The organism is Paractinoplanes hotanensis (assembly GCF_023717965.1).
Classification (GTDB): Bacteria; Actinomycetota; Actinomycetes; order Mycobacteriales; family Micromonosporaceae; genus Actinoplanes; species Actinoplanes polyasparticus.
Genome location: NZ_JAMQOL010000099.1, coordinates 1 through 12284 on the forward strand (window position 1 = coordinate 1; position 12284 = coordinate 12284).

The following is a 12284-nucleotide window of genomic DNA, read 5'->3' on the forward strand; positions in this document are numbered from 1 at the left end:
AACGCGGCTTCGCGATCCTCATCGGCCGCTGGAAAGCCCTGCGCCGCACCACGATCAGCCCACGCCGGATCGGCGACGTCGCCGCCGCCGCGCTGCACCTGACCCATTTCGAATACAAATACCTAACCGGATCTTGTTGAGATCAGCTCACTGTCGGCAGCTCGCCCTGACCTGGTCGCTGGGCATCACGCACGGATCGCGGCATGACGGCGCGCGTGGGGTTATCGGACGAGTTCGCGGCCTCCCGCCAGCGACAGTGTCTGTCCGTTGATGTGGCCATTTGCCGCTGAGGCCAGGTAGGTGATTGCGGACGCGATGTCCTCGGGGGTGCAGATGCGGCCGGTGGGAGTTTTCTCGGATTCAGCGGCAACCGCTTTCGGCCCCAGGAATGGAGCGTCCAGTGCCTTGTCGGTGAGGGTGAAGCCGGGACGGACGGTGTTGGTCAGAATGCCGTGGCGGGCCTCGCGGACGGCGAGCACACGCGCGGCTGTTTCGAGTGCACCCTTGGCTGTGGCGTAGGCGAGTGGCCCGGCCATGGGCTGCTCGACGATGTCGGTCGACACGGCAACGATGCGTCCCCAGCCGGCGGCGCGCATGCCCGGCAAGGCCGCATCGATCAGAGCCACTGGACCGACGGTGTTGACGGCCAGCGAGGTCGTGAGGCCGCTGATCTCGTCATCGTCGAAGGACGGCCACTGCACGGCGTTGGCGACAAGTATCGAGACCCGTCCGAGGCCCTCGGTGATCTGGTCGATGACGCGGTGCACGGTGGCCAGGTCGCTGTGGTCCAACTGGACGGCGAGGGCTCGGCCGCCGTCGCGCGTTATGGCTTCGACGACGTCCATGACACCGTCCTGGTTGGCTCGCCAGGACACCGCGACAGCGGCACCCTCGGCAGCCAGATGCAGGGCTGCGGCTTTGCCGATGGCGCCGGAGGCGCCGGTGACGAGAGCCACCCGGCCGGACAGGCCAGTTTCCATCGAAATCTCCATAGTCGGCTATAGGTTAGCCGACTATGCGGTATGAACCTGTAGGTCGTCAACCCGTACACTGCCGGAGTGGAACTGGCGGATGTCCTGGCTACCAACAAAGCCCTGGTCAAGGTGGCCAAGCTGTACCGCGGTGCGCAAGCCGACGTGCTGAGCAGGCTCGCGTTGCACCCCGGGCAGGACGTCCTGCTATGGATGCTCGGCCAGGAGCCCGGAGGCGTAACTGTCTCGGAAATCGCCGCTCGGCTGGGTGTGGAACAGCCTACGGTGACACGCAGCCTCAGCCGCCTGGAACAAGGCGGTTGGTTCGTCAGGCAACCCGTGCCGGGTGACCGGCGCGCCACCAGCATCCAGTTGACCGACAAGGGCCGAGCAGTCATTCCGGAGATAGAAGCAGCGTGGCGCACGCTCGCCGAAACCGCCACCGCCGGAATGGCGAATGACCAACAAACCATTCTGGTTGACCTGCTGGAAAAAGTACGCGGAAACCTTCTCACCCTTACCGCAGAAACCGAATAAAAGGGCCAGTAAGTCGTCGCCGCTGAGTCCATTCAACGTAGTCACATCGGCATGACAGCGCACCCGCAGTACGTCAACACGGCGAGCAGCGTCGCTCGAGTCAGTTGTCGGAGACGGCTTCGTAGCCGTAGCCGTCCGTCGGCGCGAGGGTCAGGAGCCGGTCGAGGACGGTCCGTCAGGTGCGAGGCGCGGTCGTTTCCTCAAGGATTGCGGTTATGACGTCCCGGTACCCGTCCTGCTCGATGCTGTCGGCTTTGCACACCGAGCGGCTGGCGTTGAGCGCCTTCACCGAGGACGATGCGGCGGAGTTGCACGAGCTGTTCGCTGATCCGCGGACCCATACGATCGGCTCGGGACCGTTCACCGCGTTCGCGCAGACAACGCGGTGGATCGCGAACCGTGTAGCGACACAGCGCGAGCATGGCTTGTGCTGGTACGCGGTGCGCCGCGTCGACACCGGTCAGTTGATCGGCAACTGTGGTCTGTTCGCCAGCCGTACCGGCTGCAGCGAACCCGAGATCGGCTACCTGATCGCTGAGGGACATCGGGGACGGGGCTACGCCGCCGAGGCTACCGCGGCTGTGCTGCGGCACTGCCGCGCCGTGGGCCTGCGGCGAGTGTGGGCCGGCGTCCGTCCGCGTAACACTGCTTCGCGTCGTGTTGCCGAGTCTGCCGGTATGAGCCTCGACCATGTCGAGATCGACGAACGCGGTGATCTGGTGTTCTATGCCATCGACCTGGCGCCCACGACGACGCGCTAGGCCGTGTTTAAGAAGTGCCGGTGGTGGTGGTGGCCTGGTCAGGTCACAGGTGGCGTGTCGGTGATCGAAAAGTAGGGAGGTCTCCGGTAGATCGTTCATCGACGAAGAAGAACATCTGCACGGAGACCTCGTGGACACCATACCGGTGGCGGGGCGGCACGACCTGACCGACGAGCAGTGGAGCGTTCTAATTAGAGCCGCTCCTGCCGGTCGGGAAGAAGCCAGGACGCCCGCCGACGTGGACGAAACGGCAGTTCATCGATGGGATCCGGTGGCGGGTCCGGGTGGGGGTTCCCTGGCGAGACGTCCCTTTACGGTACGGCGATTGGCAGAGTGTGTACGGGCTGTTCCGGCGGTGGCAGCGCGACGGGACCTGGGCGAGGATCCTGGCCGAGTTGCAGGCCCGCGGCGGACGCCGCCGGGATGATCACCTGGGACGTCAGCGTGGATTCCACGATCGCTCGGGCGCATCAGCACGCCGCGGGTGCCCGCCGTGACGGTGACTCTCAGGCCGAACCGCCGGGCGGGCTCCGGGCCGAGCCGGCGGATCATGCGCTGGGACGGTCTCGGGGCGGGTTGACCACAAAGGTCCATCTGGGTTGTGAGCAGCGGCAGAAGCCGTTGTCGGTGGTGCTGACCGCCGGGCAGCGTGGCGACAGCCCGCAGTTCACGACGGTGCTGGACGGTATCCGCGTCACGCGGCCCGGTGGTGGCCGGCCCAGGACCCGTCCGGATCGGGTCCTGGCCGACAAGGCGTACACGTCGAAGGCGAACCGGGAGTACCTGCGCCGGCGAGGGATCAAGGCGTGCATCCCGGTCAAGGCCGACCAGGCGGCGAACCGCCGCAAGAAGGGCTCGAAAGGCGGACGGCCGCCGTCGTTCGACCAGCAGTTGTACAAGCAGCGTCACGCGGTCGAGTGCGGTATCAACCGACTCAAACGCAACCGGGCCGTGGCGACCCGCTACGACAAACTCGCCGTCCGGTACGAGGCCACCGTGCAGATCGCCGCGATCAACGAGTGGCTATGACACTTCTTAAACACGCTCTAGCGCGTACCCGCCGCGCCCGATCGGCGGCAGATGACTAAATCGATCTTGGCCCGGCTGGCTCAGTCCATGGCACTCGGCGATCGACAACAATCCGCGGCTTTGTGGGTCTGTTGTTTTCCGGCGAATGGGCGCAACCGGCAGCCAACGGGGGTACGGAGATCTGAGGCTGTCTGCGCTGGACGATCGCTGCCACTATGACGGGCACAGTTCAGACGCAGTGCGAGGGCGACATGCAGATCATCGAGGTGACCGAATTCGGGGTCCGGTCGGCTGTTGTCCGGCTGCGGCGTCGTGAGTCGGCGCTGCAGTTCGTGCTGTATCCGATGGTCCATATGGCGAAGCCCGCGTTCTATGCAACAGTGACCCCCCGCCTCCAGCGGGCGGACGTCGTAGTGGTGGAGGGCGTAGGCGGCGGCCAGCGGAAGCGCTCGGTCCTGGTCGGCGCGCTGACGCTCAGCTACACGGTGCTTCGGTTCAACCGGCGAGCCGAGCTGGTCGAGCAGGACATCGACTACGCTGCGCTGGGCGTTCCGGTGGTACGCCCGGATGTCAGCGTCGAGGATTTCGCGGTCGACTGGCGGCGAGTGCCGCTGTCGCATCGGCTGATGATGTGGTGCGCGCTTCCCTTCGTCGTGGTGACGCGCCTGCTCGGCGGCACCCGGATGATCTGGTCGCGGTCGGTGGAACAGAACGACCTGCCCTCGGCGGCAGACGAGGATCTCGCCGACTGGTCGCCACGACTCGAGGCTGCCTTCGGTGGTGAGCGCGACAATCGGCTGCTGGCCGTTCTCTGCCGTCTGCACGAGGAGCACAGCGGGGAGAACATCGAGGTCGCCGTTGTTTACGGCACCGCTCACGTGCCCGCCATCGTGCACGGTCTGACGAAACGGTACGGCTACCGGCCACGCTCTGCAGAATGGCTGACCGTCGCCGATGTGTGACCGAGGCCGACAAATCGACAGCCCGCTGCTGCACAGGTGCGGCCGGAACACAGCTGGCCAAGCGCTGCTTCATGTCGGCGAGTTCAGCCACCAGCGCCGGAACCCGCCCGGTCTCTCGCGCGGCCGGAACCCCGGATCGCGGCTAAAACCCGGATGTCACGCGGCTGGGGCGACTCACACAATCCTGGCCAAGAGGGCCAGGGGCGGTTCTGATCCGCCCGTTGCAAGGGTAGGGCTGGCCCCCCATCCGAACGGGGTGCCACCAGGATCGAACGCGGTCGAGAAACCGCAAAAAATGATCTACATGACTTTGCAGAACGATCTCAGCACCACTTGGAAATTGTCTCGGTTCCGCCGGGCCGCCTTCGCCGTTGTCCTGCCCGTCGCCGTAGCCGGCGCGCTCGCCGGGTGCGGTGATTCGGCGACGCCGAAAACCGCGCCCGCGACCGGCTCAGCAGCTCCCACTCCCGCTGCCTCGGCCAACGCGGCCGAGCCAGCAAACTCGGCCCCTGCGGCCGGCCAGCACATGATCGACAACAACGGGCATCGGCTCGCGTTCTATGTCACCCCCGGACACTCACCGGCCATCGTGTTGGACTCCGGTGGCGGCGAGGACCACACACAGTGGAAAGACATCGTCCCGCAGCTGTCGAAGGCGACCGGGTCGCAGATCATCACCTACGACCGGGCGGGGCTAGGCAGCAGTGACGAGGTCAAGGGCCCCTGGGACGGCCGGGCCGCCGCCTCTGACCTGCAGGCCGGTCTGCGCAAGCTCGGCGTAACCCGCAATGTAGTCCTCGTGTCCCACTCGCAGGCGGGGGAGGTTGCCACCTACTTCGCCCGCGCCAACCCGGGCGTGCTGTCCGGGGAGGTGCTCGTCGACGCCAACGTGCCGCAGTTCTTCACCGACAGACAAATCCAGCGCCTCATCGCGGTCACCACGCCGCAAATCGAAGCGCTCAAGAAGCAGCCCTCGACGAAGGCCAACCGGCAGCTCATCGCCACGGCCGAGAACTTCGGTCCCACCCATCGGGCGTACCACAAGGTGTCCTGGCCAGACAGCGTCCCGGTCACCTACATCGTGTCGGAGAAGACGCCGTTCGACGGATCCCCGCAGGACGCCCAGCGCTGGCGCGACGCGGCAGCCGCGTTCGTCAAGGCTGGGCCCCGACGCACACTCATCACCGCCAGGGGAAGCTCACACGAGATCCCGCAGGACAAGCCCCAGCTCGTCATCGACGAGATCGAAAAGGTGGTCGTCGCTCGCAGTTGAACCGTCCCAGCTCCGATATCATCTGGCCCCGGATCAGAGGGAATCCGCCGGGAAGTCGATGACAGGCAGACTCGCGGCAGCGGTGTGGGGCGTGGGAGAACGCCTGGGTGAACGGGTGCCGTTCCCGGAATGGTCGAGAGCTGCCTGGTCAGATTCCCAGCGTTCGTAGGATGGTGCCGTGTCGAGGCTGTCCTGGATCAACTTCTGGCCGCCGACCGGTCATCCGGACCAGCCGTGGCTGGAGCATCCCGATGAGGACGCTTTCGTGCGCAGCAGCCGTAGCGTCTGTGAGCTCTACACCGAGGCGGTCCGAGAGGCGGGCCTCAAGGCGCGGCATTCGGAGCTGCGGCTGTTCTGCCACCACGACGACGAGCGTTCCGATGTGCTGCTCGAGGTGGACACCGACCGCGGCGAGGGGTTCGAGTCCGCCGTTGCCACCCTGCCGCCGGGCATCGCCGCGCTGCCGGGTCCTATGCGGGCGGCGCTTGCGCTGGCGGTCGTGCACGCGGCCGCCGGCCGGCTGGGCGCCGGACGTGGCTGGGACCAGGCCGTTTTCGACGCCGCCCGGCAGCACGTGCTTGATCACCAGTTGCGGTTCCGCTGGCAAGGTCCGGGAAAGATCAGCCCTGACCGCAAGCTCACCGCCCGGCCGGTCTTCGCCCTGCAGGACGACGGCTACGGTCGCGTCACCATCGAGGTCCGGCGCCGCGGCGACGGTCGCCTCGTCGCGATCTCCCGGCCGGCACTGGCGTTCAGCACGTCGGCCGGATTCGCTCGCAGCGCCCGCACGCTGCGCTGGCGGGGTAGCCGCACGGTCGAGATCGTGCCTTACGAAGGCGTGTCCGCCGCCGTCGGCGGAAGCACGATCTGGCGCGACAGCCGGGGCCTGCTCACTCTCGACTTGGACGATCCCTGCACGCTCGACGAGCCGGCGAGCGACGACGATCATGACGCGGGCACGGCCGTCGCGCCGATACCCAGCGTTGCCGTTCGGACCGTCGCCGACCGGGAGCTGCACTGGCTCAGCGGCGGGTTGTCCGACTGCTGGAACCTGCGCCGTGAGACCGATGCCGACGACGAGTACTACATCACCCAAGCAGACCTGATGGAGGCCGCCAACAACCAGGAGCCCTGGCGGCAGTGGTGGCGTCTGAGCGGCCTCGATGCGGTGCGGTTCGACATGCACTTCAGCTTCGGCCACGCTGAGCACGAGACCCCGACCACGTTTCGTGAATTCCGCGGGACGATGCGTGTCGCCGGTTCCCGCGAGCATCCCGGATTCGCCGCAAGCCCCGACGCGCCACCGCGCTACCAGGCCCGCGACGACTTGCAATCCCTGATCGATCTCGTCGGCAAACGCCTCACCCTGCCGCCCGCACCACGGTTGCCCGACCCACCAATGCCCGCGGCTACGCTCATGGCCGTCCGCAGACAAAACCGCCACTGAAAGCCGCCCAGCCCGAGCCCGACGGCGCGTAACACGTGGCAGAACTGCACGCCGCCGCGCACATAGCTGCTAAAAACGGGTGGGAAAGTCAGGGTTGGCTGACTACCCAGACCACCGACATCTCGACCCCCGGATGAGCGTTGGCTCGACGCACCTCCCGGATCCCTGTCCCACCCCATGAACGACCAGGCACCCATCCGGCGCAACGACCTGGTCGAGAAGGTGGCGCACAAAGCCTTCACGGCGACGGTTGTTCCATACCTATCTGCTCGTCTTGTGCAAAGGCGGAACAACGAAGTTTCGGCGCGAAATTTCCTCGCGCGGGGACTATTGCACGATCGTGGTTCACATTTAGCAGCCTGTGGATCAGCGATACGTGCGCCCGTAGGTCTGCGGCGCGCGTCGCAGACCCACGGCGGTAAGTAGGGATCAGCTAGTCTGTGTACGCGGCTTCCCGGCGAACCCTTCGGTCACCACCCTTGATTGGCGTTCTTAAATTGGCGACTAATAGGGTATACGCTGAGCACAGTATCTATGCTAGTCTATGCTCCGCCTGGGCCAGAGATCGTGGCAAAGACTCCTCTCAACGGGGCGAGAGTCGGCTCGAACGCTGAGCCCGCATTGTTGTATATGTATTTGGAACGGACGGGGGAATTACATGGTTAGCCTAACGCGCAGCGCATTAAAGTCAGGTCGTTTCGTTGTCGCGATTCTCGCCGCAACGCTGGTCGCGACAATGAATGCCGACGGCGCTTTCGCGGATGTCAAGCAACACCCTGCGCCATCCGCACCTGCCGCCCAGGAGCGGCTCGAGCTGACGAGCACTGCGAACGCAACCCTTGCGGCCGTTTCGCCGGATACAGTGTGCGACCCCAAGCAACTGTGTCTCTACGCGGATCTGGACGGTAGTGGTGCGGCGCAGATTCTCACGCCGCAACCTGCGGGCACGTGTATCGACATCCAATCCTCACTCAAGGGTAAGATCAGCTCGATCACCAATCGCACGGATCAGCTGATCAACCTTTTCCCTGGCGACGGCTGCACGGGAACCTCGGATTTCGTTGACGGCGGCGTCGGGTACCCCAACCTTCGCATCCAGGGGTTCGACAACCAGCTGAGGTCTGTCCGGTTCGATCCGATTCGTTTTCCCACGGACCCGTGTGTCGAGGCAAGCCAGTACCTGTGCCTGTTCACGAATCCAAGCTTCATTGGCGACTATCAGGTCGTCAGTCTGCGCGCGGCCGACGCCTGCGTCGACCTTCTGCCGGCGTATCAGGGTCAGATCAGTTCCGTACGCAACAACATGATTGCCCAGCAGGTCGCCCTTTTCGCCGGCACTGGTTGCACCGGGTCCTCGGCGACGATCGAGGGGTCGTCAAATAACGCGGACCTTGGCCAGGTGGGCCTCGACAACCAGATCCGATCGGTCAAGTTCCTGCCTCGGACCGGCTTGTGTGGGTCCGCGGTGCAGGGCCTATGCCTGTTCATCGGTACGAGATACTCCGGAGCGGTTCAAGTTTTCCCCCTACAGGCCGCGAACTCGTGCGTCAACATCACCTCCGTGCCCCTGTCCGTCCGGAACCAGCTACCGAACCAAACAGTCGTGCTGTTCCAGGGCGTTGGCTGTACGGGTAGGTCGTACCCGTTGGCTCCGGGTCGGACCGTGGCCGACCTGACGATACCGTCCGTAAACATTCAAACGAATTCCGTCCAATTCCGGGCTCCGGTTTCTGATCCGTGTCCGGATGCGGAGCGGCAAGTGTGCCTGTTCGCCAACGCGGCATTCACCGGCGAGCGCCTGACCATACCCGCGGCGCCGGTGAACACATGCGTGAACCTGCCGGCCGCCTTCAAGGACACCACCAGCTCCCTCAATAACCGTACGCGCCTGGACGTCACCTTCTACGACGGCGCCAACTGTACGGGAGCTTCTGATTGGGTGTACTACGAAGGTAATGTCTATGATTTGGCATCCTGGAACTTCGACAACAAGATAAAATCCATCAAGTTCACCTATTGACGGTAATTAATGCCATGAGATCACCGGGTCGGTCCAAGGACTGGCCCGGTGATCGGCATTCGAGCCGACCGCACTCACGCGGAACGCCCCGGCAGACCCGCGTCGATGAGTACGGCGCTGTCACGGGTGCCCCCGGACCCGGACGGAGACCAAGGGCCTCGGCGAACGGGTCGACGGGCGAGAAACCTGAAGTCGGGAGTAACGCTATGTCGACCATCACCAGGACCGGAACGCTCTGGCGGCGGGTCTCGGCGTTGCCCTCCGCGCGGTCTACGTGTGGTCGGATTGCCGGTCGCCGGACTGCCCCAAACAGCGCCGACGAACCGGAGCGATTTCCGCTACGACGAGGGAAAGGCGTCCACCCGCCGGGACACCGGCCGGCCGCCAACAGCCCGGCCAACACCACATGAGCTCCGGAGGCGGCATCGATCACGGCCACAGCGGTTATCGCCACCGCCGCGACGACAACGGCTTTCGCCGGGAACCGGCCGGCCGACTTGATCCACCAAGAGATCACCGGAGGGCCGTCGACCCGCGGACCACTGGGACGCCCCAAGCACGAGTCCGAACCACCCATCACCAACCACAACGTTGATCAAGCCGGAACACCGCTCCAACGCAATCATCTGCCGAAAAGAGGGCACTGACCGCAGCTACGAGAAGCCTATGGCGTAGGGACAAGTCGCGTGACGAACTGTACATCGGTGCGTACTTTCTCGGAGGCTGGCACGGTCCCAGGTGATAGCCCCCAGCGCTAGGGGTGAACGTGAGGAATATTCTGGAAATTCCTATCGAGCATCCTCCAAGTGCCCCAATATGCATTTGCGGAGAGGCTCTGCATCGACCAGAATGTGGTCTGCCCTCAAGGTGGAAGGACTGCCCGGTGTGGGATTTCGGATCACTTACTTACGGCCGACTCGGCCGAGCCATGTACCTTGACACGAATGTATGGAGCGAGCTGGCGAAGCGTAGGCTTCCTCCAGAATCGATCAAGTACGCAATCGAGGGACGCGCAAATTATCTGATCTTGGGTCCATATCAGCTAATAGAGCTCAGTCGGCGACCAGATCTGATTGGCGGACTCGATGCGCTGTTCGACGTCCTCCCGGTGTGCCTTGCAGGTTGGTCGGATCAATCAGAGCTTTCGGGGCGGAATTCCTGGCAAGTCGAGCACGACTTCTTCGTCACCCTGCATACTGCGACGCCGGAGGGCCGGCAAGTGTGGCGCGAGCAGATGGCATCTGGTATCGCCCATCAAGGCTGGGACGCCGAGAAAGGTCCGATCATCGCAGCACGTTTGACCGATATCGAGCTGTTTCGGGCGCGGTGGCCCAAGAAGAATCGCGGTAGGTGGCAAGACCACTTCTGGTCATGCCTGGACTCATACCTGAACGGCATGTGCATGACAGGCGGACATGAATACCGATCTGACAAGCTTCGTGACCGCGACTACTATCGTGGACGCAAACTGCATTTCGCCCTTTGGTATCGGCGGCACTACCTTAATCCGAAGGCATGGGAGGATTCCGACTGGCTGGACCTTTTGCATGGAATGCAGATGGCTTATTCGGCTGTCGCAGTCGTCGAGCGAAGCCTCGCCGCCGATCTGCTGAAGATTAGAGAAGAACTCCCGGAATTGGCTGCACCGCAATCGTATTCGATATCCGATATCCGGAGGATGTCCAGCAAAGCAGACGGGGAAAGTTAACTATTCTTCCGGACAGCATGGAGCTGCACATACCGCATACCAGCGGGTCCGGTGCCCGCGCACTCTCATGCCGCCGTTGGTGCGAGGCGTGCCGCTGATGTCTGCCACGCTCGGTATCGAAAGCGACCGCGGTGCCAGGGTGCAGGCGTTGCGTGCCGCCTGCTACCGGGTCTATGCGATCAACCGGATGTCGGCGGTCGGCGCCGGGCGCACGGACGGCCAGGACGGCTGACTTCGGCCGGCGCCGCGGCCGCGACGCCAACCATTACAGTCGCATTCGTGAGCGCAGACCAGGGTCTTGTCCGGGTGTCCGATGCGTTCGGCGTACGCCGCGCCCGAACCGGATCGATCCTCGCCGATGACGGGACGAACTATCACGTCAAGTGGGATGACACCGATGAGGAGGAGCACGTCCGACGAGCCGCCGACGTTCACGTCGCGACGAGGGGTTCGCTGCGTTTCCTGGCCCTGTCCGACACTCGGCTGTTCCATGCCGTCTTCGCCCAAGAGCCCCTCGCGGTGGTTCTTCACCTGCTGGCCGACTCGCCGGTCCCGCTGAAGGTTGGAGAGATCCGGGAGCATCTGTTTGAGCTCGGGCTCCGGAACGAGACGTGGGCCCGGCACTGGCCCCGCGCGCTGGCGGTTCTACCCAAGTGGCCAAATGTCGTCCGACGGCAGAAGGGCGACACCCTGGCCTACGCCTGGGTGGGCGACGACCTTCCCGATCTTCCGTCGGACGCCGAGTCCGAGCCGGAACCGGAGCGGCCTACCCCCGTGCCTGCGTCGAAGCCCGCTCCGGGGTCCGCCAAGCCGGTCGCGGCGGCCGCGGCACCGGCCGAACCGGCGGTGCCGTCCGCTGAGCGCCTCCGGCGCCAGATGACCGCCGCGCGGAGCCTCAGCGAAGTCGCGCGCCTGCTTACGCTCCCGAGAGAGTTCGTGGCTGAGTTGTCACCGGAGGTGGTCGCCTCCGCTCTCCGCCGGGTCGCCACCGAGGATCGGCTGGTCATGGGCTGGCTCGACGCCCTGACCGCCTCCGGGCCGATCGGTGCGCTGACCGAGGAACTGGCGACCGCCCGGGCGGCGAACGCCGCACTCCAGAGGCGGGTCGACGAGCTGGAGGAGTGGTGGACGGCCCTCGAGCAGAGCACCGATCCGGGCGCCGCAATCCGTCAGCCGGGTAGCTGACAAGATTCTGATGCGCCGGCTCGGGAATGCGCAGATTCGTAGCAGAACGGGACGTTGAAGTCGGAATCAACGAGCATGCGGCGCACCATCCGGGTCGGCATTCCAGGCGGTTCTTCAGTGGGCGATCAGCTCGTCGATCACGCTGTCGGCCAGCCTCTGGGTGCGGGCCTCCGGTATCCCGAGCAGGCAACCCTCTTGAGGGCGGAGAGAAACGGAACCATCGCGGCGCTGGTCGTGGAATACGGCACCTCCGATGCCGTGGGACGTGTTCGTGTTCGTGTTCAGGCGACACCCAAGGTGGTCATCGAAGACGAGGGCGAGTTCAGCCAGTCGTAGCATTTGATCTTGGTGGTTTGGTGGGACAGGATGCCCGCCGTGCGCAACATGTTGA

General features: G+C 64.8%; 11 protein-coding genes and 1 pseudogene. 11 read left to right on the forward strand and 1 reads right to left on the reverse strand.

Features of this window, described 5'->3' with window-relative positions; translation table 11 throughout:
* Positions 1-221 precede the first annotated feature (221 nt).
* Positions 222-956, reverse strand: coding sequence for an SDR family NAD(P)-dependent oxidoreductase (locus tag LXN57_RS47210; protein ID WP_251804872.1), 735 nt, complete (start codon positions 954-956; stop codon positions 222-224).
* 102 nt (positions 957-1058) lie between these two features.
* On the opposite strand from LXN57_RS47210, the gene LXN57_RS47215 reads away from it, so the two are divergent.
* The 11 genes and pseudogenes from LXN57_RS47215 to LXN57_RS47260 all read left to right on the forward strand — a co-directional run bounded on the left by LXN57_RS47215 (position 1059) and on the right by LXN57_RS47260 (position 12229).
* Positions 1059-1508, forward strand: a complete 450-nt coding sequence (locus LXN57_RS47215; RefSeq protein WP_251804873.1) for a MarR family winged helix-turn-helix transcriptional regulator — start codon at positions 1059-1061, stop codon at positions 1506-1508.
* Positions 1509-1723: 215 nt separating this feature from the next.
* Complete coding sequence (locus LXN57_RS47220) at positions 1724-2269, forward strand: GNAT family N-acetyltransferase (RefSeq protein ID WP_251804874.1); 546 nt, start codon at positions 1724-1726, stop codon at positions 2267-2269.
* Positions 2270-2399: 130 nt separating this feature from the next.
* A pseudogene (locus tag LXN57_RS47225) lies at positions 2400-3298 on the forward strand (IS5 family transposase).
* Positions 3299-3513: 215 nt separating this feature from the next.
* Entirely contained in the window at positions 3514-4260 is a 747-nt protein-coding gene (locus LXN57_RS47230) for a hypothetical protein (RefSeq protein WP_251804875.1), read from the forward strand.
* 304 nt (positions 4261-4564) lie between these two features.
* On the forward strand, positions 4565-5533 hold the full coding sequence (locus LXN57_RS47235) for an alpha/beta fold hydrolase (protein ID WP_251804876.1): 969 nt from the start codon (positions 4565-4567) through the stop codon (positions 5531-5533).
* Between the two features lie 178 nt (positions 5534-5711).
* Complete coding sequence (locus LXN57_RS47240) at positions 5712-6980, forward strand: hypothetical protein (protein ID WP_251804877.1); 1269 nt, start codon at positions 5712-5714, stop codon at positions 6978-6980.
* 658 nt (positions 6981-7638) lie between these two features.
* Positions 7639-9000 carry a peptidase inhibitor family I36 protein gene (locus LXN57_RS47245; RefSeq protein WP_251804878.1) on the forward strand — a complete coding sequence of 454 codons (1362 nt, stop codon included), beginning with the start codon at positions 7639-7641 and terminating at the stop codon, positions 8998-9000.
* 883 nt (positions 9001-9883) lie between these two features.
* Positions 9884-10708: a hypothetical protein gene (locus tag LXN57_RS47250; RefSeq protein WP_251804879.1), complete on the forward strand. Its 825-nt coding sequence runs from the start codon at positions 9884-9886 to the stop codon at positions 10706-10708.
* Positions 10709-10805: 97 nt separating this feature from the next.
* Positions 10806-10940 (forward strand): hypothetical protein, encoded by a 135-nt coding sequence (locus tag LXN57_RS48155; RefSeq protein WP_285904772.1) that lies wholly within the window; start codon positions 10806-10808, stop codon positions 10938-10940.
* A 47-nt stretch (positions 10941-10987) separates the two neighbouring features.
* Positions 10988-11893 carry a hypothetical protein gene (locus LXN57_RS47255; protein WP_251804880.1) on the forward strand — a complete coding sequence of 302 codons (906 nt, stop codon included), beginning with the start codon at positions 10988-10990 and terminating at the stop codon, positions 11891-11893.
* Between the two features lie 75 nt (positions 11894-11968).
* Complete coding sequence (locus tag LXN57_RS47260) at positions 11969-12229, forward strand: hypothetical protein (protein ID WP_251804881.1); 261 nt, start codon at positions 11969-11971, stop codon at positions 12227-12229.
* The last annotated feature ends 55 nt before the right edge of the window (positions 12230-12284 follow it).